This window comes from Stagnihabitans sp., from assembly GCF_964946895.1.
Window position 1 is genome coordinate 1 of record NZ_CBBQHX010000051.1, and the last position, 21,306, is coordinate 21,306.

At 58.9% G+C, this 21,306-nt stretch carries 17 protein-coding genes and 1 pseudogene; 12 read left to right on the top strand and 6 right to left on the bottom strand.

Translation table 11 applies throughout. The features are described from left to right. The 9 genes and pseudogenes from AC1Y2B_RS20970 to AC1Y2B_RS21010 form a co-directional block, all read left to right on the top strand. Nucleotides 1–387 (top strand): annotated as a pseudogene (locus AC1Y2B_RS20970) (recombinase family protein); the annotation flags it as partial. A 309-nt stretch (nucleotides 388–696) separates the two neighbouring features. Continuing rightward, the gene (repA, locus tag AC1Y2B_RS20975; protein ID WP_482255081.1) at nucleotides 697–1,899 is read left to right on the top strand and encodes a plasmid partitioning protein RepA; all 1,203 of its coding nucleotides are present in this window, start codon (nucleotides 697–699) and stop codon (nucleotides 1,897–1,899) included. Beyond that, nucleotides 1,899–2,876, top strand: coding sequence for a plasmid partitioning protein RepB (gene repB, locus AC1Y2B_RS20980; RefSeq protein ID WP_482255082.1), 978 nt, complete (start codon nucleotides 1,899–1,901; stop codon nucleotides 2,874–2,876). Before repA ends, repB begins: the two co-directional genes overlap by 1 nt. A 237-nt stretch (nucleotides 2,877–3,113) precedes the next feature. Beyond that, on the top strand, nucleotides 3,114–4,205 hold the full coding sequence (gene repC / locus AC1Y2B_RS20985) for a plasmid replication protein RepC (RefSeq protein ID WP_482255083.1): 1,092 nt from the start codon (nucleotides 3,114–3,116) through the stop codon (nucleotides 4,203–4,205). A 343-nt stretch (nucleotides 4,206–4,548) separates the two neighbouring features. Further along, nucleotides 4,549–6,825: a hypothetical protein gene (locus AC1Y2B_RS20990; protein WP_482255084.1), complete on the top strand. Its 2,277-nt coding sequence runs from the start codon at nucleotides 4,549–4,551 to the stop codon at nucleotides 6,823–6,825. 186 nt (nucleotides 6,826–7,011) lie between these two features. Further along, nucleotides 7,012–7,320: a type II toxin-antitoxin system TacA family antitoxin gene (locus AC1Y2B_RS20995; protein WP_482255085.1), complete on the top strand. Its 309-nt coding sequence runs from the start codon at nucleotides 7,012–7,014 to the stop codon at nucleotides 7,318–7,320. Beyond that, nucleotides 7,321–7,887, top strand: a complete 567-nt coding sequence (locus AC1Y2B_RS21000; protein WP_482255086.1) for a GNAT family N-acetyltransferase — start codon at nucleotides 7,321–7,323, stop codon at nucleotides 7,885–7,887. A gap of 158 nt (nucleotides 7,888–8,045) precedes the next feature. Further along, entirely contained in the window at nucleotides 8,046–9,245 is a 1,200-nt protein-coding gene (locus AC1Y2B_RS21005) for a DUF932 domain-containing protein (protein WP_482255087.1), read from the top strand. A 142-nt stretch (nucleotides 9,246–9,387) separates the two neighbouring features. After that, nucleotides 9,388–9,642, top strand: coding sequence for a hypothetical protein (locus AC1Y2B_RS21010; RefSeq protein WP_482255088.1), 255 nt, complete (start codon nucleotides 9,388–9,390; stop codon nucleotides 9,640–9,642). Here AC1Y2B_RS21010 and AC1Y2B_RS21015 read toward each other — a convergent pair whose 3' ends face one another. Genes AC1Y2B_RS21015 through AC1Y2B_RS21030 form a run of 4 tightly spaced genes read right to left on the bottom strand, consistent with a single transcriptional unit; the run spans nucleotide 9,643 to nucleotide 12,759 of the window. After that, on the bottom strand, nucleotides 9,643–9,870 hold the full coding sequence (locus tag AC1Y2B_RS21015) for a tyrosine-type recombinase/integrase (protein WP_482255089.1): 228 nt from the start codon (nucleotides 9,868–9,870) through the stop codon (nucleotides 9,643–9,645). Continuing rightward, on the bottom strand, nucleotides 9,807–10,631 hold the full coding sequence (locus tag AC1Y2B_RS21020; protein ID WP_482255090.1) for a tyrosine-type recombinase/integrase: 825 nt from the start codon (nucleotides 10,629–10,631) through the stop codon (nucleotides 9,807–9,809). Before AC1Y2B_RS21020 ends, AC1Y2B_RS21015 begins: the two co-directional genes overlap by 64 nt. Then, nucleotides 10,628–11,548, bottom strand: coding sequence for a tyrosine-type recombinase/integrase (locus tag AC1Y2B_RS21025; protein WP_482255091.1), 921 nt, complete (start codon nucleotides 11,546–11,548; stop codon nucleotides 10,628–10,630). Before AC1Y2B_RS21025 ends, AC1Y2B_RS21020 begins: the two co-directional genes overlap by 4 nt. Beyond that, nucleotides 11,545–12,759: a site-specific integrase gene (locus AC1Y2B_RS21030; RefSeq protein WP_482255092.1), complete on the bottom strand. Its 1,215-nt coding sequence runs from the start codon at nucleotides 12,757–12,759 to the stop codon at nucleotides 11,545–11,547. Before AC1Y2B_RS21030 ends, AC1Y2B_RS21025 begins: the two co-directional genes overlap by 4 nt. Before the next feature lie 156 nt (nucleotides 12,760–12,915). On the opposite strand from AC1Y2B_RS21030, the gene AC1Y2B_RS21035 reads away from it, so the two are divergent. Then, nucleotides 12,916–13,257 (top strand): JAB domain-containing protein, encoded by a 342-nt coding sequence (locus AC1Y2B_RS21035; protein WP_482255097.1) that lies wholly within the window; start codon nucleotides 12,916–12,918, stop codon nucleotides 13,255–13,257. A 99-nt stretch (nucleotides 13,258–13,356) separates the two neighbouring features. Beyond that, nucleotides 13,357–15,495, top strand: coding sequence for a ParB/RepB/Spo0J family partition protein (locus AC1Y2B_RS21040; RefSeq protein WP_482255093.1), 2,139 nt, complete (start codon nucleotides 13,357–13,359; stop codon nucleotides 15,493–15,495). A 63-nt stretch (nucleotides 15,496–15,558) separates the two neighbouring features. On the opposite strand, the gene AC1Y2B_RS21045 is transcribed toward AC1Y2B_RS21040, so the two are convergent. Further along, the gene (locus tag AC1Y2B_RS21045) at nucleotides 15,559–15,720 is read right to left on the bottom strand and encodes a hypothetical protein (protein ID WP_482255094.1); all 162 of its coding nucleotides are present in this window, start codon (nucleotides 15,718–15,720) and stop codon (nucleotides 15,559–15,561) included. A gap of 765 nt (nucleotides 15,721–16,485) precedes the next feature. Between AC1Y2B_RS21045 and AC1Y2B_RS21050 the strand changes: the two genes are divergently transcribed. After that, nucleotides 16,486–16,809, top strand: a complete 324-nt coding sequence (locus tag AC1Y2B_RS21050; protein ID WP_482255095.1) for a DUF736 domain-containing protein — start codon at nucleotides 16,486–16,488, stop codon at nucleotides 16,807–16,809. 227 nt (nucleotides 16,810–17,036) lie between these two features. On the opposite strand, the gene AC1Y2B_RS21055 is transcribed toward AC1Y2B_RS21050, so the two are convergent. Then, entirely contained in the window at nucleotides 17,037–20,756 is a 3,720-nt protein-coding gene (locus tag AC1Y2B_RS21055; RefSeq protein ID WP_482255096.1) for an AAA family ATPase, read from the bottom strand. Nucleotides 20,757–21,306: the final 550 nt, after the last annotated feature.

Sequence of the window (21,306 nt, forward strand, 5' to 3'; positions counted from 1 at the left end):
GGCACAGCCGCAGAATGGGTGCCAGATGTCCGACGGCTTCGACCAGACATGCCGTGGGAAGACGTCCTTCGGGTGGTCAACTCTGGCCTTCCCAAGGAATCACAGCCATGGACACAAGCCCGGTTGATCAGGGCGACAAAGACGTTTGTAAAAGAAGGTCTGCTGCCGGAAGCCATCCTTGGCCGTGCCGTGCGCGCTTCGAAAGATGACCGACTTCCCGCCATCATTGCGGCGATCAAGGGGGCCGACCCAGAGATCACCCTGCAAGCCATTTGCGACCGGCTGGAGAACATGCGCGAGCGCACGCCACGCGGTCGAACCAAGTGGCAGCCGTCATCGGTCAAGATGCTGCTTGAGCGGGCGGAGCGGTTGGAATTGTTGTCCTAACCGTCGGTATGCGGGTCACCGATTCGCGAAAGTGATCTACACTTCTAGATTTTGTGCCGAAAGGGGTCGGTGCTACAACATCCGCGAACACATGAGCGTAGCCTACATTTCTCCTTAAACATCCGATGCTTACGCGGAGGCGCTCATAATTTGGTTGAACTGCGGTCACCTGCCAAACGCGGTTCAATGTGAAAAAACAGTTGCCGGACCATAAGTTGCGTGCCATCACTTCTCTTGTCGCACAAATCCGTTTATGACGCGTTCTTGCGACGAAATAACGAAGGTCCATCAAGAGACCATCGAGGGCATATGAATACGAGCACGCTTAACCCTTCGCCAGGCTCCATAGCTAGCACAATCAGTGCTAACGCTGCTCGTCTGTCTGAGGCTTTGAACACCCACATGCGTAACAGTTTTCAGCCTGAGAGCCGGAAGACTTTGCGCAAATTCCATCCTGCAGAAGTGTCCGAACTGACCCGCATAAGCATGTCGAACCTTCGGACTCGCCATCAAGAGGGCGACTTTCCGGAAGTTGAGACCGATGCGCGCGGTCGGCGCATTTACACGGCGGAGGAGATCGACGTCATTCGCAGGGTCATGTCACGTACGGGCCGCAACGGGGATTCATATCTGCCCGGTCGGCGCGACGGTGACGGCCTGCAAGTGATCTCTGTAGTCAACTTCAAAGGTGGGTCCAGCAAGACCACCTCGGCGATCCATCTTGCACAGCGCTACGCTTTGAGGGGCTATCGGGTTCTCGCGGTCGACATGGATCCGCAGGCCAGTTTGACCACGATGTTCGGTTATCGGCCGGAAATCGAGTTTGCGGAAACCGGTACAATCTACGACGCCCTACGTTACGACGATCCGGTGCCGATGAGCCAGGTCATCCGCAAGACCTATTTCCACAACCTTGATCTGGCGCCGGCTGGCCTCCTCTTGTCCGAGTATGAGACCGAGACCGCCTATGCCCTTCAACATCGCATCGACCCTCCATTCACTCAACGACTTGCAATCGCCTTGGACGAAGTGGAAAGGGATTACGATCTGGTCCTGATCGATTGCCCCCCGCAACTTGGGTTCACGACGATGACGGCCCTGCTGGCATCGACAGGGCTTCTTATTACCGTTGTACCAAGCATGCTCGACGTCGCTTCGATGGCGCAATTCCTTGAAATGGCTGGGGAAACTGTACGAGTTCTTGAGGAATCCTCTGGCCCGACCGATTGGAAGTTCCTCAAATTCCTGATCGCGCGATACGAGCCGACCGATGTGCCACAGTCGCAAATGGCGGGCTTTCTACGCTCTATCCTACTGGATCAGGTCCTGACCAATCCCATGCTGAAGTCGACTGCGATTTCTGACGCAGGCATGACGCAGCAGACAATCTATGAACTCGACCCTACTCAGGTCATCCGCAAGACGCTTGATCGCATTCTGGAAAGTGTGAACGGCGTCGCTGATGAGTTTGAAAAGGTCATCCAGGAAGCCTGGGGACGGAGAACAGACTGATGGCTCGCCGCAACATATTCCAACCTCCACCGCCGCCGCCAGAGCCTGCCACCGAGGCTGTGGCTCCTGACAGCAGGCCCAGATTTCCCAACACCGGGGCCATGTCTGGCGTAAAGTCGACGCTGCGCGACCTATCGTCCAATGCAGTACGCGAAATTGATCCCGCTCTCATCGATGATGGCGGCCCTAAAGACCGGCTTACCATCACAGATGCCGACGTTGCCGATCTGGTGCAAAGCATTCGCGCCCATGGGCAGCAAGTTCCGATCATGGTGCGTCCGCTTGTCGACTATCCGGGGCGGTATCGCATCGTTTATGGTCGGCGGAGACTACGTGCGCTGAAACTGGCTGGCATCCCCGCAAAGGCTCTCATCCGGACACTGACAGACGAACAAGCGATCTTGGCGCAAGGCCAGGAGAACAGCCTTCGTCTGGATCCCAGCTTCATCGAGAAGGCAATCTTTGTCACCGATCTGACTGACGGCGGCTATGATCAATCGGTGGTGCTGGATGCACTTGCGATCGACAAGCCCATGCTGTCCCGGATGACCAAGGTCGCACGAACGGTTCCGCTTGGGGTTGTCCAATACATTGGGGCAGCTCACGGCATCGGCCGTCGTCGCTGGGAGGAGTTGGCGGACCTGGTTCGCGACAAAGGCATCGCCATTGAAACGCTCGTTGCCGCTCTGCCAGTCGCGTCTCGTGACTTGGGATCAGACGAAAGATTCGCTTTGGTCGCTGATGTGGCGATGAAGGCTGCACAGTCAGAGGCCACGCAAGTGGGCCCCCCCCCTGCCCTGCCCATCGTACATGCGGACGGCTCAAAGGTTGCTGAAATCAAAGAAACCCCACGGTCTGTGATCATCAGGTTTACGGGCTCTGAACAGCCCGAGTTCACAAAGTGGATTCGCGAACATGCCGAAGTAGAGGTCTTACGCCTTTACGAGGCCTGGAAGTTGGCCGCCTCGGCCGACTGAACGTCAACGAGCAGATCAACAACAAAGGGAGCACTCGCAGCCAAAGGAAAAAGAAAGAGCCCCCCAAAGTCACCCTCGGAGAGCCCAATCTGTTGCTTAGCATCTTCAGGTTTACCAGCTTCTCCCCGCCAGTCAAGAACAACCGATTCGGTTGAGTGGACGGATATTGCCGAAAACGAGCAAAATCCTCGGTGCTTTGCCGTGGCAGCTTCAGCTTAGGCTTGCTGTGAAGAAAATATGGCCTTTCAACACATCGCCGCGCCCGTTGGGCAGCGGACATCAGAGGTATTGCCTGCAGACATTGGTCGCCCTGACAGGTTCCTGCTTATCGACACTATTCGGCGGGCAAGTTCGGCCCTAGGCCTGAAGGCCCCAGTCATTGCAACTCTCGATGCTCTTCTGTCCTGCCTTCCACCGCGCAGAAACCACAACGTCGTATTTGCCTCCAACGCGACCTTAACGTTCAAGCGCAACGGAATTTCCGATCGCACACTTCGTAGACATATTGAGCAGCTGACAGACGCAGGTTTCCTCCATCGGTCAGACAGCCCCAACGGGAAGCGGTTCAGCAAGAGCGACAGCTCCTCAGGCGCCGTGCTGCGCTTCGGAATCGATCTTGGGCCCCTATTCGATTCCTACACGAAACTTTGCGATTTGGCTGACGAATGCTCCGAACGGGCGAGCCATATTTCCTTTCTGCGCGCCAAGCTTCGAACAGCAATCGCTAGAACCTTGGACCAAACGGGCCCGACCAGCATGCTTGAATATGCCCAACGTGCAATGCGCAGAAAACTGACGGCTAATGAGATCGTGGCTATGATGGACAATCTCGTGGCAGTTGAGGAATACACGTCTGTAGAACAGTGCGAAAAGGAAGCGTTCGCAGGCAAAATGACCGTTACTGGCGGACAAATTGACCGTCATCTTCAGAACTCAAAAAAAGAACCTTTAGATTCTGATGGAGAGGTGGCGGCTTCAAACTCAGTTGCCGCACACAAGCAGCTTTCGCTAGGAAGTCTGGTGCAGGCATGCCCAGAAGCAATGAGTTACATGCAACAAGCGCCAACAGGTGCGGCTGATGTGGTCAACCATGCTAAGACGCTTGCTCCAATGATGGGAATTGACCGGGCGACCTACCTAGCTGCTGAAAAGAAACTCGGAGAACTCGGAACGGCCGTGGCGGTTTGGGGTTTGCTTGAGATGCAAAGCAAAATCCGCCAACTCGGCGCATATTTCCGAGCAGTGACCACCGGAAAAAGAAGCGATGACTTCGACCCGTGGGCTCTGATTTGTCGGCTTTCTAGAAGTCGTCCGGAGGTCTGTTGCTAGAATTGTCCGCGGACAACTTTGTCGGATGCTTCTGAGCGTAGGACTCACTCGCGGTGAATTGTCCGCGGACAAAAGCCGCAATCGCGGCAAGTATCCAGCTTAGCCGACACCAACAACATTCACGCAAAACGAAAAATCGACAACCACAACCAAACCCAACGCACGCACTCGGCTGGTCCACACGAGTCAAACTCTTCCACCTGCCCCGGCCACCTCAGCAAGCAAAACTGTGACGCTTCGACGGCAAGGAAGCAACATCACATAGCAGCTAGCTCGTCCCAGCAACTCCCCATTGTTCCAGCCTTTCGATACGTAACCGGTCCTAGTAATCGAAAGACCTGACATGAAACTCACATCCTCCACGCTCACCGCCGGAAAACTGTCTGACTACTGCAACCGCCGTCTGGCTCCGATCTTTGCACACGATGAACTAGCGATCCTGCACGACTATCTGCAAGATCTCCTTGAGCGCAAGGAATATCCGCCCTACCGTGGCAGCGGCCTCGACTTGGTCTCCCTGGCAGCAATGCTGTTCCTAGACCTTGAACGCCTCAAGCAGCATAGGCACAGTCTGCAGCCGATTTTTGACGCGGTTTCCCGTGCGATCGCGGAAGGACGGCTTCGCTCCGAGAGGGTCTCCCGACAGAAGCCTAAAAGAGTTGCCGTGGTGCAGTCGCTCCAAGCGCAACCTCAAGTGAATGTCGAAGCAAATGGGCTGTCGAGCAAAGAGCGCAAGCGCCCTGGCCGACAGCCGAGGCCAATTCTTGAGTTTCCTGATCCTTTGCAAGGGACGTGGGAAGAGCCCGACAACTTCGGGGCAGCGCTTCAACTCCATGCACGTCGCCACGGCGAAACGATCTACCATTTGTATAATGCGGTCGTTTTACCTGGGGAGGGGGTCAATCGGAGTACGTTGATCAGCTGGGGGCGTGGGAAGAAAGTTCCCCGTGCGGCGAGTAGTCTGGAAATCGTGGGCCGGATCGAGCGGCGGTATCGCCTGCCAGTTGGCTACTTCTCAAAGATGACTGGTCCATCTGATCGGGCTCCAGCCGACTACGACCTACCCGGGATCACACCCTCCGAACGGCGCCGATTGGCTTGGCATTTGCCCGAGGATTTCAATCGCAGGCCTCGGCACGAACAGGCTGAAATCCTCGACTGGGTGCGCACCGTGATCATCAGTGGTTCAACCGATTACAGGAAATACCAAGCGGCAGCGATGAAGCAGCGCTATGCGGTTAGGTTCAGTTGTGCCTCAGGGCCGATTCGTAAGTCATCAGCGGCGCATACCACCGAGGAGTCCGGTATCATCCTTGCGCCTAAGCGGCTCAACGATGAGATGGCGGATCTCCTGAAGTTCAAGACATCGACCTTCGCAGCATTTGGCCTCCAGCGGAACGGTGTCTGGGGTCCCGAAACCGCGTCGCAGAAGCTGGAGCATTTCGGGCTCTGGTTCGGCGCCTTTGCTAGTCCAACCGAAAGCGAAGTGCAGGGTTTTGGCGCCGATCCCAAGCTCCTTACCTTTGCGATGATGATCTTTCCGCAGGTCTGGGACTGGTATCTGCATTGGCGCGAGCGTCGGCGTGGCTTTTATACCAAGTGGGAAATCGATCTTTTGTCGATCGCTGCAGCAATCTGCCGGGCGGAAACCGGTTGGATGCGGCAGGCGCCCCAGATGGCTGCAAACCTTCGCGAGATCGAGGGACTGATTTCCAAAGAGGACATCGCCAACGTAAAGGCAGATTGGCCGATGGCTTGCGACCTGATGTACAAGCACGCCCGTCGCCGCATCAAGGAAATCGACCGAGTGGCGCGTGTTCATCGTGATCCGTTTGAACCCATCATGCCAGTTCTGGAGGCTGCCAGTCCTCTTGGGGAATACCGCAAGATCACGGAAGAAATCCTGCTCCGTGTACCGGATGAGCGTCACAATCCTCGGGCGGCGGCAGAGGCAGTTCGGGCCTTTCTGCTTTTGCGTATCGGCCTGCATACAGGGTTGCGTCAGAAGAACCTTCGAGAATTGTTGCTATGCAAGCCTGGCACTCTGCCCACCGCAGAACGAAGACTTGAGGATATGAAGCGGGGCGAGTTGCGCTGGAGCAGTCGCGATCAGGGCTGGGAGATCTTCATCCCATCCGTAGCGTTCAAGAATGCCAATTCCTCGTTCTTTGGCTCAAAGCCATTCCGGCTGATCCTGCCGGATCTTGGCAGGCTCTACGAGATGATCGAGGCTTGGATTGAACGACATAGAGCCAGGCTCATCGGTCCCTCCGTAGATCCGGGTACATTCTTCGTAAAGACGGCCAAGATGACCAGCACCAACGCCGCCTATTGTCAGAACACCTTCTATGAGGCTTGGCGGACGGCGATCCAGCGCTACGGCATCTACAACCCTTGGACCAAACGGGGCGCCATCGAAGGTTTGTTGCCGCATGGGCCGCACAATGTCCGCGACGTCCTTGCGACGCATATCCTGAAAAGGACCGGTTCTTACGAACAGGCCAGCTATGCGATTCAGGACACGCCGGAGATGGTTGCACAGCATTACGGACGCTTCTTGCCTCAAGACAAGGCCGAGATTGCCGCGCGTATCTTGAACCAAGTCTGGGAAGCCGCTTGATCTGACGAAATGAGCCGGGGCAGGGTCAGCGATCTTGCTCCGGAATCAGGGGCAATGAACTCATCTCTACCAAACATCGGTGATCCTAGTTCATTCTGCTTGCCTTGAGGCTTGTGGCTCCACGAGACCTACTTGAAATGTACGCCCAAACGGCGTACATGTTAGACATCAAAACCGGAGGCGACAATGCTTGGTTTCCACGACAGCACCAGCGCCATCGAGGAACGTAATGAGGCCCGGATGAATTTCCGGACCAAACCGCGCATCAAGAGCGCGATTCAGCAGGCGGCGGCCTTGTCGGGCGTGGACGATTCCGTCTTCACGATGAATGCAGCCTATCAGGCCGCCTTGGCAACCATCGCAGCGCACGAACGAACTGTGCTTCAGCCGGTGGATCATGAAGCCTTCTTCGCAGCGCTAGACACGCCTGCAACGCCAACCGACGCCTTGCGTGGGGCGTTTCGGCGCCACCGGGACACGGTTGTGTCCAAGTAAATGGCGGCACGCATTCCAACTGCCGTCTCCATCGAGCCGTTCGATCCCGCCAAACACGATCGAGCGGCTTTTTCTTGCGGTATTGAACAGGTCGACAATTATTTCCAAAAGACAGCGAACAAGCTCGCCAAAGCCGACAATGTGCGCCTCTTTATCATGGCAGGTGATGATGGTTCTGTCATCGGCTTCTATGCGCTGAACGCGCATGCGGTGCACTACGGAGATCTGCCCCCGAATTTTGCACGTTCGCGTCCGTCGCATGGCAGCATTCCAGCTGCCTATATTTCCATGATCGGTCGCGATCAGCGCTTCAGAGGAGGTGGATACGGCGGAGATCTGCTGGTCGACGCTCTGCGCCGGATCGCAGTTGCAGCAGATGCCATCGGCATCGCGGTCGTGATGCTTGATGTTCTCGATTGTGGTAGCCCTGACAGGGTTGTCCGGCGCCGGGCACTTTATGAGAGCTACGGGTTTCGAGGCCTCGCCTCCAGCCCTCTGAGGATGTTCTTGCCCCTTAGCATCGTGAGATCGCTGATCGCAGAAGAAAGAGCGCAAGAACAACCTTGATCTAAGAAATTTCTGATTTGTCCGCCTCCCGGCCTGGGAGGTGACGAGGGAGCTCCGGGCATCCGGCCAGTCCCCAAAGAGGAAGAGTTCGGGCGGATTTCTTGTGACGGGCCAAGGCCGGGAGAGAGGCTTCCGGCGCCCGTCACGGAGTGACTGTCATGAACAACGTGGAAATTCTGGAACCCGCGCGGCCGGTGACGACCGGCGGCTACAAGGTGGATGTGAGTCGGGGCGAGCGGAACGGGCGGGTGTCGTCTGAATGGTTCAACCGGCCCGATGACGAGCGGTATCTGTCGCTCGATGATCTTTGGGCATCGGTGAAGGGCCGGTCCGAGCGCAGCCGCAGCCGTGTGGTGCAGACGGCGGACATCCGCGTCGAGGCCGCGCGCGACAACCCAGAGCGGTTGCACCTGGTCCTGCCGAAAGCGCATGAACCGGTGGCTCCCACGCATTGGGCCTTTGGTCAGCTCGCCAACATCGTCGGTGCTCCCGCCTCGTACCTGCGGCAACTGCCCGCGCCGTTGGCGGGGATCAACCTGCAGTATGGCCTAGCCAACCATCGAGCCGAGCAGGTGAAAACTTTTGAGATCGAGGATGGCCGCACAGAACTGCGTGCCGTGACCGGCCCCGACTATGGCCGCATCCACGACCATGAGCTGGTCGAGGCGGTGCAGCGCATCGCGGGGAACGGCACCGGCGACACGCGCTGGAAGGTGCCGGGCGTTCTTGATTGGTCGACCGGGATCTACAACCCCGATGTCGAGATCAGCCGTGACACGACCACGCTCTACGCGTCCGACAGGGATGTTTTCCTGTTCCTGGTCGACGATCACAACCCGATCGAGGCGGGCCGTCTGCCCGACGGCTCACCCGATCTCTACTTCCGGGGTTTCTACTGCTGGAATTCCGAGGTGGGAGCCAAGACCCTCGGCATGGCAAGCTTCTACCTGCGGGCGGTCTGCCAGAACCGCAATCTGTGGGGTGTCGAGGACTTCCAGGAGATCACCATCCGCCACTCGAAATATGCCGCATCGCGCTTTGCCCAAGAGGCGGCACCAGCACTGACACGGTTTGCCAATTCTTCGCCACAGGGCTTCGTGAACGGCATCAAGGCGGCGCGGCAGCAGATCGTGGCGCGCAGCGATGAGGACCGGGATGATTTCCTGAAGAAGCGCGGCTTCTCGAAGACCGAATCCGGCAAGATCATCGAGAAGGTGCTGATGGAAGAGGGCCGACCTCCGGAGAGTATTTTTGATTTTATTCAAGGTATTACGAGACTTGCACGCGATAAGACGCAGCAGGATGCGCGTCTCGACATGGAAAGCCGGGCCAAAAAGCTGCTCGATCGCGTCAGCTGAGGCGAGCTGCGGGGCAGGGGGCTCAGATATCTCCTGCCCCCTGCCACCAGAGCGTCCCCTTTTTCCCCTTCCCGGCCAAATTTGCCACATCAGCTCGTTGCCGTTGGGCCGATGCTGGTCGGGCTCAACACATGAGGTCTACATGTCCCGATTTTCAGAACACCCCACTGCCTTCCTAAACCGTCGCTCTGGCAGCCTTGAGCTGACCGCGCAGGAACAAGCTACGATCTTCGCCGCCCGCGAAATCTTGGCCCGCCATATCAACCGCAACCCGGTCCTTTCGTCATGGCAGGCCGTGATGGACTATTGTGCCTTTTATGCCGAGGCCGAGATTATGCCGATGTTGGTTTCTAGATCGCTGTTTCTGGCGGAGATCGCTGGGAAGGGGTTGGCATAATCAGAGAGCCTCGAGGAAGGCGAGGAGATTGTCAGTCGGTCGGAAGCGGCCGGGCTTCATGGTGATCGGGGCTGTCCTTTCGAGGGCTCTTTCCTTGATCTGCAGATCCGCGTGCAGGTAGATCTGGGTCGTTTCGATCTGTTCGTGGCCGAGCCAGAGTGCGATCACCGAGGTGTCGATCCCGGCGCGCAAGAGGCGCATGGCGGCAGAATGGCGCAGAACATGCATGGAGACGCGCTTCTTGGCCATCGTTGGACATTTGACCTGTGCTTCCGCAACGTATTGGCCAGCCTGCGCTCAAGCGCATCGCGGCTAAGGGCGCGTCCGGTCTGTGTCGGGAACAGCGGGTCCCCAGGCTGACCCGCCCGCTCGGCAAGCCAAGCCCTCAAGATCGCGATGGTGCCGGATGTGAGCGGCGTGATGCGCTGCTTTCGCCCTTTGCCGGTGCAACTGACATGCGCACCGGCGCCGAGTTGAACATCGGCACGGGTCAGCCCGATCAGTTCAGACGCCCGCAGTCCTGTCTGGGCTGCGAGACTGAACAGCGCCGTGTCGCGCCGCCCGGTCCAGGTCGCCCGGTCCGGGGCGGCCAGCAGTACATCGATCTCGGCCTCGGTCAGCCAGGTCACCAGCCGTCGCTCAAAGCGCTTCGGCGGTATTGCAAGAACGCGTTCGATGGTGGCGGCATGTTCGGGATGGCGCAGGGCTGCATAGCGGAACAGGGAACGGATTGCGGCCAGCCGGGCGTTTCGGGTGCGTACACCATTTTGCCGTTCGCGCTCCAGATGATCGAGGAAGGCACCGATCAGCGGCGCATCAAGATCGTCGATGTCGAGCCTTACCGGTGACTTGCCTTGTCGTTCCGAAGCGAAGACCAGAAGCAAGCGCAGAGTGTCGCGATAGGCCTGGATCGTGTTGGCGCTGACCTGACGCTGGCGGACGAGGCGGTCAGTGAAGAACGCTTGCAGCGTCGTTGCGAGCCCAGTCATGCTTCACCCGCAAGGTGGCGCTCAAGCATGTCACCAGCCAGGCCAAGCAATTCGGGCGCTGCCGACAAGTACCAGTAGGTGTGCTTAGGATCGACATGACCGAGGTAGGTGGCCAGAGTTGCGAGGCGGGAGCCGGGATTACCTGACCGGTACCCCTCGGCGATGGTGCTGACGGCGAAGCTATGCCTTAGATCGTGAATCCGGGGTCGGCAGGTTGCCGAACGTGGAACAATCCCGCAATGATGCAGCAGTTTCTGGAAAGTCGGATGCACGTTACTATAGCGCAGCCGCTTGCCCGTTGAACTACTCAGAAGAACCGGCGCGCCGGAAGGACTCGGACGATCAGCTCGAAGCAGGTAGTTTTGCAAGACAGCGACTGTCGTCGGGTGCAGCGGCAATGCCCGCGCCTTGCCAAATTTGCCCTTCTGGATCGTCACAATGCCGCCGCCCATGTCGAGGTCGTCGCGGTCGAGGCCGATCGCCTCGCCAATCCGCATGCCGGTCACAGCCAGCAAGCCGACCAGCACCCGGTAGGTTGCCTGCACGTGTGTTTTGGGCAGGATATCCGTGGCGCGCATCAAGTCGGCCACTTCCTGCGGTGTATAGAGATAGGGCGTTGTGCGCCGTCTCCGCGCCGGAAGAAGATCGTCTGGCGGCACTTCGCTCACATCGTCGAGCGTATGCAGGTGCCGGGCGAAGATGCGCACATCGGCCAGTCGCGCGTGGGTCCAGATCGGATCAGCGCCAGGAGGAAGCGTTGCCCAGGCCAGCGCCGTCACGGTCCGGACATGGGTCTCACCATGATCCTCTGCGAAGGCAATAAACTGGCGGAGACGTCGCTCGACCTGGTCCATCTTGTAGCCCAAGGCGCGCCGCATGCTCAGATAGTCGGCCAAGACTTTGCGCAGATGGCTCATTGCGCATCCTCCGGCCAGGGGCCTGCAATCATGCGCAAGGTATCGCGGTCGACCTTGGCATATATCGCCGTGGTTTGCGCACGGCGATGCCGCAAGACTTGCCCGACTTCGGGCAAAGATGCGCCAGCACGCAGCAGTTGTGTCGCCGCTGTATGGCGCAGGCGATGCGCGTGCACCCGCCCGACGCCTGCCCGTCGCGCGGCATCCGCCACGATGGTACTGACCCGACACTCGCTGAGCGCGTTATAAGGTGCGAAGTGTCGGACGAATACGGTCCGGCCCCGCGCCTTCGCTGGTCGCGCGTGACGTAGATACTGAGCCAGATAGTGACCTACGTCCACGGGAAGGGGTAGTCGTTCAAGACAGTTTCCTTTGCCATGCACGCAGATCGTGCCCGCACGCCAGTCAATATCGTCAAGCCCCAGTCTGGAGACCTCGCACCTCCGCAGGCCGAGCCGAACAAGAAGGGTCAGGATCGCCAAGTCGCGGACGCCATTGTCCGAGGTGGTATCGCAAGATGTGAGAATGCGCCGCACCTCTTCGGGTTCGAGCCCCTTGGGCAGTCCGGCCTGGTGGCGATATGTGACCGTGGGTACTGCCGGGACAAGCGAGCGCATCAAAACGCCCTCGAGATGGAGAAACCCGCAGAAAGATCGCAGCGCCGTGACGGTCAACTTCGCGACACCGGAATTCACAGCGGGACACCAAGCCACCACGAAGGAGGTGACATCAGAAGCGGTCAGGCTGGCAAGATCGAGATTGCCATCTCTCGTCTGTCGATCAAGGAACGGACGCAGGCAATCGACATATCGAAGGATCGCCGCAGCTGTCAGCCCGCGTTCTACTGCCAGGAACCGCCTGTACCGCTCCAGGATTTCACCAGCGGGGCCGTCTTCAACGGGGTTTTCGGCGGGTGGTACCAGCCCCAACCCACGCAGATAGACCAGAATGGCACCCAGAGCTTTGCGCGTCTTCAGCTTGCGGACGCCGGCAGCACGGCGGTCGGCCATGAACCGCTCTACTTTGGCCACCGTCAAATCGGCCATCGCGAGCTGTTGGCCCTCCAACCAAATGAGCAGGTCATTGAATAGCCTGCGTTGCTTCCAGATCGTGCCGACCCCGTAGCCCTGCATCTGCAAATCCTCTTCGAGGCCATTGGAAAGGGCCGTGACCGGGTTCGCACTCCGTTTCTTTTTCGGTTCGATCGCCATGATATCTCCTCGTTTCGACGTGAACGAGAAGACGCTACCAGCTTCAGTCCCAAGGATTATGCCAACTACGATGCAAAAGCCTCGAGGGAATTTAAACACTTAGTGGCCTATGTCGGCATAATCTCGGCCTCGGCATAAAAGGCGTTATGCCGAACTCTGCATAATGCCATCTCGGTGCGCGGTGAAGTCGAGCGGTTTCACGTCCTGTACCTGGACCGGAAGAACAGGCTCATTTCCGACGAACGCCTTGGCGTCGGCACCGTCGATCATGTGCCGGTCTATCCGCGCGAAGTTGTCCGGCGCGCCTTGGACCTCAACGCCACGGCGCTGATCCTGGCTCACAATCATCCTTCGGGCGACCCCGAGCCGTCGGAGGCGGACATCGCCATGACAAAGGAGGTCGAGAAGGCTTGCGGCGTGCTTGGGTTGACCCTGCACGACCATATCATCGTCGGCGCGGGCCGGGAGGTCAGTTTGCGCGGGCTTGGTCATCTCTGAAGCCTGGCCGTGGGAGAGAGGGAGGGGAGGGCAAGGGGGTGTTCGACAGGTTGGAAGTCGAGAGAGAGGCTCTCGGCGCCTGTCGCGGAGATTGGTCCGATGACCAACATGCAGAAAATCACCCTCGCCTCGTCGCGGGATATCCCTTTCAACCATCTGGTCCTGAGCCAGTCCAACGTCCGGCGCGTGAAGGCCGGCCTCTCGGTCGATGAACTGGCCGAATCCATCGCCCGCCGCGGCCTGATCCAGAGCCTGCACGTGCGCCCGGTGATCGGCGAGGACGGTGCTGAGACCGGCAAATTCGAAGTGCCCGCTGGCGGGCGGCGTTTCCGGGCTCTGGAGCTGCTGGTGAAGCAAAAGCGTCTTGCCAAGACCGCACCGGTGCCTTGCATCGTCAGCGCGGCCGATGACGGCGTGCTGATCGACGAGGTCTCGCTGGCCGAGAACATCGAGCGCGCACCGCTGCATCCGCTGGACCAGTTCCGCGCATTCCAAGCCATGCGCGAGAAGGGCATGACTGAGGAGGCCATCGCGGCCGCCTTCTTCGTCGATGTGAAGGTGGTCAAGCAGCGCCTGCGCCTCGTCACGGTCGCGCCCGATCTTCTGGAGGTCTACGCCGAAGATGGCATGACCCTGGAACAGCTGATGGCCTTCACAATCTCGGGCGATCACGCTCGGCAGGCGCAGGTCTGGGACGCCGTCAAGAACTCCTGGTCGAAGGAGCCCTACCAGATCCGTCGCATGCTGACGGAAACCGCCGTGCGCGCGTCGGACAAGCGCGCCCGCTTCCTGGGGCTCGACGCTTATGAGGCCGCGGGTGGCTTCGTCCTGCGCGACCTCTTCCAGCAAGATGATGGCGGTTGGCTGCAAGACCCGGTCTTGTTGGAACGGCTGGTCGGCGAGAAGCTGAAAGCGGAAGCCGAAGCGATCTCCGCCGAGGGTTGGCAGTGGCTGGAGGTCGCCGTGGGCTTCCCCTACGGCCACACGATGGGCCTGCGCGAGCTTTTGGGCACCACGGTCGATCTGAGTGACGAAGAGAGGGCCTCGCGCGAAGCACTGCGCGACGAATATGATCGGCTGGAAGCCGAATATGCTGAGGCCGATGATCTGCCCGAAGAAGTCGATGCGCGACTTGGCGAGATCGAGCGGCTTCTTGGCGCCTTCGACAGCCGCCCGATGGCCTTCGATCCCGACCAGGTCGGCAGGGCAGGGGCCTTCGTCAGCATCGACAGCGACGGCACCTTGTTAATCGAACGCGGATTTGTCCGGCCCGAGGATGAACGGCGCGAAGTCCCTGCGGGTGCCGCGACGGAAGACGGTCCCCAGGAAAACGCGCCAATGAATGCGGATCACGGCGCAAGCCATTCCACGGTGATCAACATGGGCGGTGAGACCCGACCGACCGAGGACGAAGAGGACGAAAGCGACGCGATCAAGCCGCTGCCCGAACGGCTCGTTATCGAGCTGACGGCGCATCGCACGCTGGCGCTGCGGGACGCTGTGGCCAACAACCCGCGCATTGCGATGACGGCACTCCTGCACAAGCTTGTCATCGACTGCTTCGTCTCCCGCGCCTCTGGTGCGGCCATCGAAGCGACCGTGCGCGAAATCCACCTGCCGGTGCAGTCCGCCGATCTCGCCGACAGTTTCCCGGCGCAGAACATCGACACCCGCCACGTCGGCTGGCGTTCAGACATGCCCTTGGGGCAGGGGGATGACATGCTCTGGGACTGGCTCCACGCCTTGGACGAGGCGAGCCGGCAGGCGCTCCTCGCCCATTGCATCAGCTTCGGGGTGAACGCCCTCTACGAGCGTCCGAACCCCTACAGCGGCATGGGGATCAGCCAGCAGGGTCTCGACCGCCGTCTCCGCGAAGCAGACCGCCTGGCCCGCACCACCCGGCTCGATCTGGTCGAGGCGGGCTGGAAACCCACCGTTGCCAACTACCTCGGCCGCGTCACGAAAAGCCGCATCCTGGAGGCGGTACGCGAAGGAGCAGGGGCGCAGGCCGTTGAGTTGATCGCCCACCTGAAGAAGGGCGACATGGCGCGCGAAGCGGAACGCCTCCTCGATGGCTCTGGCTGGCTGCCGGAGCCGCTGCGCCTGGATGATCTCGATGTTGGCTCGCAAGCCGTGGGTGAGGACGCCAGCGTCGAACTGCCCGCCTTCCTCGCCGATGATGACGAGGCGCAGCCCGACGACGAAGAGGAGCGCCAGCACATGATCGCCGCTGAATGATCTTGAACGGGGTGGCTTCGGTCACCCCGTTTTTTCATGTGGCAGGATGGAAAGGCGGTGCCTTCAGGCAAGTCGCTCGGAATAGCGCTTCCTCACAGCCCGGTTGATAAACTGGTTCAACCCATCACCCGCCCGTGCCAGCACGATCATCCGATCGATATTGGCCTGACCCGCCGACAGCGAGGTGTAGCGATAGATCGCGCCGTCCTTGAATGCGACATCCATATATGACGAGCCGAGCTCGTAGGCCCTGATGCCAGAATCTTGGTCCCAATCACGATATGGAGTCATGCTGCATCTCACTTCACAAAATGTAGGCGCATCATAAGGCCTGTTCGTGTTTCGTTCAAGCGCGGGTGCGGTTGTCACGGCCTCAGGTTTGGACGGACCTTTGCCAAGTAATCATCGAAGCGGCAGGTATTGGGGCGGGGAACGGGGGCAAGGACCCCACTGTCAAATCATCATCGACTTCGGCGGTTTGCAGTGGAGTCTCAGCAATGATCGGCCTGCATTTTCGCCCAATCGCAACGCTCGTTCGAATCTCGTCATCGGCTGCCATCACGCTGGCAGACCTGACCACGGTGGAGCGGCGGGAGCCGCGAGGCAGGAGGGCAGGGGCGCGCGCAAGCTGGCTTGGCTGGTCGACCGAGGTGGTTTCATCGCCGGTAGTGCCTGTCCTGTCTCTCTCGATGGGGCTTCAGGGTCGCCTTGATCTCCGTGGATTGTCTGTCCCAGCCCGCGTCCAGTGGCCTCTGGTGATGGGCTGATCTGCCCGAAGGACGTCTTCGCCTCGACCGCTTCGGCGCAACAGCGTCGTCACAACTTTCTTCCCCTGCCGGTGCGGGCACCGTCATTCCTCGCGGGACAAGAAAGTTCCTCCTGTGCTGTCCAGCCCCCGTGAAGGGGGTGCGCCAGCGGTCGCCTCCGGGCTGTCGATCGCCATCGAGGCCGCAAGGACGCGGGCTAGATGCAGCAAAACGGAGAAAGAACATGGCGACCATCGGCACCTTCAAGAAGACCGGCACCGAATACACCGGCGAAATCTTCACCCTCAGACTGCAGGCCAAGGGTGTGCGCCTTGTCCCCGACCTGCGGGCCTCGGGCGAGAACGCCCCCTCCCACCGGGTTCTGGTCGGCCGCGCCGAGATCGGCGCCGCCTGGACGAAGAAATCGAACGAGGGCCGCGAATATCTGGGCCTGAAGCTGGACGATCCGAGCTTCGCAGCCCCGATCTACGCCAACCTCTTCGATGACGAAGACGGCGAGGGCTCGAGCCTCATCTGGTCCCGCCCCAACACCCGCCGCGGCGACTGATCGTGCACAAGCAAAGGCCCCGGTCGAATGACCGGGGCCGAAGGGCGCTGACTTGATTGCGCTAATCGACACACAGGGCGGTGAGCGGTCGTTCGTTGCGCGTGGCATGTATGACGGCGATGCGCAGGAAGCGGACCCTACCTTGGTACGCCGAGCGGCCCGGTGAGCGCAAGGATGGGGACGCTCGAACTTGAGACAGGGACCGCCACCCAAAAACTGCAGCGCCATCACATGCCGAAGATGTGCTCGGCAAGATCATGGATTGCCTTACTATCAAAGCCGGATTCCTTGGTCTCTTCAGTCACGATGAGCCGACCGGATGGATTGCTGTTGTTCCAAACGCTGATACCCTGTGCCGCGTACCAGCTTAATTTCTCGGTCCACCGTTTGACGTAGTCCGCCTTATCCATCATGCCGCAATGCTCCCAATACCAAGTGTCCTGCTCGTGCTCGATAGTGAAGTCCGGGAGACGGTAGCCGCCAGCACCATCGGTGAGCGGCTTCTCGAAGCTGTATCGGATCTTGCCTGCCTGCTCGAGCGCGTAGAGGATATCTGCGATCAATAGCTCCGATTTGGAGCTAACGAGATCCCCGCGACGTGTGGCGTGAATCAGCTTCGCCGCGAGCCAGCCCCAGCGGATACCGCCGACATCCTGAACAGACAGGTGACGCATATCAGGCGCGCCAAACAGATTGGTGGACCGCCTGGCAGTCTCGGAGAAGAATTCCGATCGCAGCTTACGGTAGTGGGTGAAGGCACCCTGATGCAGAATCCAGACACGGTTTCGTTGACGGGTGAGTGCGGTATATAGCATCTCGCGGGTCAGCAGATTGCTGTTGCGCGGTAGGACAAGGATCACCGCGCCGAATTCCGATCCCTGTGCCTTGTGAACAGTGACGGCATAAGCTAGCTCAAGGTAGGGGCTGCCTTCTTCTGAGAAATCCGCTGGCTTGAAACTGAAGCTTTCACCACTCTGCGAGGCGAACTCGACCTTCGTCCAATAGAGTTTGTGCGTGCCAGCATCGCCGTTGACTATGCCAACTTCCCCATTTGCGAGATAGCCAGCACGCTGACCGGCATCTCTATTCCAACGCTTTCGTGAATGGTTACGCAAACACATGACCTTGTCACCATAGGTAATTTGATCGGCGCCGCGGGGTGGGATCATCTTCCAACCTTTCCCCCAGCGTTGTGCAGAGGCCAGACGCTTGGCTCGTACCGTCTGCTTGATCAGGCGATTAATTTCAGCCGATCCGCTTGCCATGTTCCGATGCGCAGAGAGAATTTGCCAAGCTTCGGCGTTCCCGCCACATCCTTCATTGAAATATATGAAATCGCCGCTTCCCGTGCCACCGAGCGACAGCTCGACCTGTCGTTCCAAATCCTTACCAGCTCCACCTAATTCCTCATTGAGGACGTCGATGATCGTTTCGCGAAGATCGCTATGCGTGTCCCAGTAGCGAAACTTCAAGCGGGCAGAGTCTGCCGGGATCTGACCCGCGGAAATCACCGCATCCTCGCCAGGGGGTAGCGGGTTGCCGGAGAAGAGGTTGGCCAGCTGGACATCGGGCAGCGATAGAGCGGGAACAAGTCCACCTTCGGCTTGACGACGGCTAACAGTGAGCCGCGCCAAGCCGACGCCGTTGTTAGCACCGAGATGATTGATGATGTCAACGAACGGCCGCCCCGCACCGATGGGCGGGAGCTGTTGTGGATCGCCAACGAGTACAAGTCGTGCGGCCTTCGGCAGGGCGCTGCAAAGCGAGGCGAGCTGATCTTCCGTCAACATTGACGACTCATCTACAACACATGTCGTTACATCAGCCGTCGCTCCATCGGTTCGCACCAGATAACGAGCAGTCAAACCCTCATAGCGTCCGAATTCATTGAGGAATTGGGCAAGCGTACGCGCCTGTTCCGGCCTGCCAGTCTGTTGCCCCAGTCTCACGCGCGCTTTGCCTGTCGGAGCAAGGAGCAAAATATCCCGACCTGCCACTTTCTCTTGATCGAGAAATATTTTGAGCAGTGTCGTTTTACCGGTGCCAGCAGGTCCGGTAAGGACAGCGATTTTCGACCGTTCCAGAATTTCGAGTGCCAGGACTTTCTCGAATTGTGCCGCGTGCTCATCCTCATCTCCGGCCACTGGATCACCGAACTTCGCAGCCACTAGACTTCGCCAGTCTACGCTGGTGGCCGTTACAGCCTTGAGGCGGGCTTGGATATGAGATGTGATGACGTCGCGCGCCTCTTCATAGCGGCTGAGCTGCGCGAACAACTCGCCTTCATAGTCAAGCACACAGACCGCACCCTCGAGCTCTTCTCTGCACAGATCGAGCGTTTGCTCATCAATCGTGACAGTTCGGGACAATGGCAATTCGGCCACCGCAGTCGAGAGAATTTCGGCGCTGAGCAAAGTGTGTCCGTTCAGCGTTGCGCGTTCCAACGCCTCAATAATGATGGCCCTGACCCGTAAGGGATGATCGGCCTCATCCAGATCAATTTCAGAATCTCGAGGGAGTGCTGGCTTTGCAGCGGATGTCTCGGAGGGGAAAAGACCCCGATCGATGGTTGTCAGACTGACTGGATTGGACGAAAGACGCGCGTCCTCGAAGATCAAATAGGGGTTGGCCAACACGGCCAATGCGTCGGGTCGCGCATATGCTTCATGGGCTTGCTGCTTTGTCAACTCAAAGCAAGAGAGGAGGCGCATCATATCATAGCGATCCGGCTCCTGCTCCCTGAGCCGCTTGAAGCGCCTAGACTGCATCGAAGAGATCTTTGGCGCGCGGGCTGGCGACGTGCGCGCACCAGTAAAAATGGCTTCGACTACGGGCCACGGATCTTCGCCCTCCTCAAGCTCGGGGGTGAGCGCCAGCGCAAACAAAGTGCCATTGAACGTCGGGTCAAAGCAGGAAAGCGCGCTGCCCAGCCCTGGTGCCGAGCCCTGCATGGTCCACAAGCGGCTGAGCTCGCTATCGATCCAAGCGAGATAATTACCCCAAGGTCCAGTCAGCACCTTTGATGCGGCGTCTATTGCCGTCCGCACAGCCAGGAGCGCAGTTATTGCGCTGCCATGCGTCACATGCTCGCTAGCATAGAGGAATTGCTCATAGCCCTCGCTCGGCACCTCAGCAACAAATTCCGAAAGGTCGAGGTTGTCTGTTTTGGCTGCCGCTTCGACCAGCTCGTGATACGGGAGAACGACACCTCCGGTCCAAAAGCCTGGATTTTGAGGATCTGGGCGCAAGGAATGTTGGAACGGCCGTTCCCACACCATGGACCGGATCCGGCCTGCCGCCTTGCCGCCCTCATATGGATACTCATCGACTTTCCCGGTCGCGCTCAGCCGCGCAACGGCGACAATCTGGCGAGCCTGACTTTCGGCCATCGGCGTTTGACGCGCATAGAAAAATACTAGCGATTCTCCGTCTTCGAGAAGCGAGTTAAACCCTTCGAGCAAGCTCCTTTGATTATCGCATTCCTGAACCCACGGAGTATCAACGATCAACTTGGGTGCTTTGCCCTCCTGCGGCTCACGCGACACTTCTGCATCAAGCCCGAGATCCTTGGACAGCTGCCAAGCATGCTCGCGTAGCATCCATTTGAAGGGCGTGAGTACGCCACCGTACGCCGGCACATGTACCTGCGTGGTCAGGATGTGCTCATGGTCCTTGCTATAGTTTGAATAGTCCAGCTTGCTTTTGTGAATGAAAGCCTGCGGAGACAGGAAAGTCCCTCGCTCCGCGAGACAGGGCGGCATCTGATCTAGGTTAGCGAACGAGTCACCTGCAGACTGAGTCTCGAATTCATCATCACGATTTTGCGCGGTCCTGCGCACAGCAAGGCAAGCTGAATTTCCCTTCGGATCTTTACAGACTCGGCCATTCCACTTGCTGTCATGCCAAGGAACGCGAACTGACACATGCCGTAAAGCTGCTTGGCTCATGTTACTTCCCGGAGAACTCGATCGAGTTTTCATAGATTATTTCTTATCCATCAATCACTTGAGAGTTTCCGCGTGACCTACCACTGACTGTTCATCCAATGGCGACATTAATCAAGGGTCGATTTCGCTGAACGATGTCTTCGGTGTCCAGGTAGTGCGACCTATTAGTAGGGACGACCTTTGCATGGTGGAGTGGATTTCGTGACGCTGGACGCCACGGGGGAAAACGGGCACTAAGAGTTGATCTGAACATAACGATTGACTTTCTAGGATAAGGGCATTTGCCCGGGCAACTTGCGGGCTGGTCGAATGCCGACTTCGGCGTATGTGGCCACGCAGCATGGACCAAGCTTGATCGGCCGCTTTGGGCCGGGCGCGTCGATGGGGCCTTCTGTCGTCGCAAGGGGCGGAAAGCCGTCGGTCAGCATCAGGTTTCTGCAATTTCGGACATGAGCGGGAACAGCCGTTCGTTGACCAAGCGATGTTCAGATGGGCGCACGGCCGGTAGGTCGTGACACTAGGAGCGGGCAATTCGGGAATTGCCCGCCGA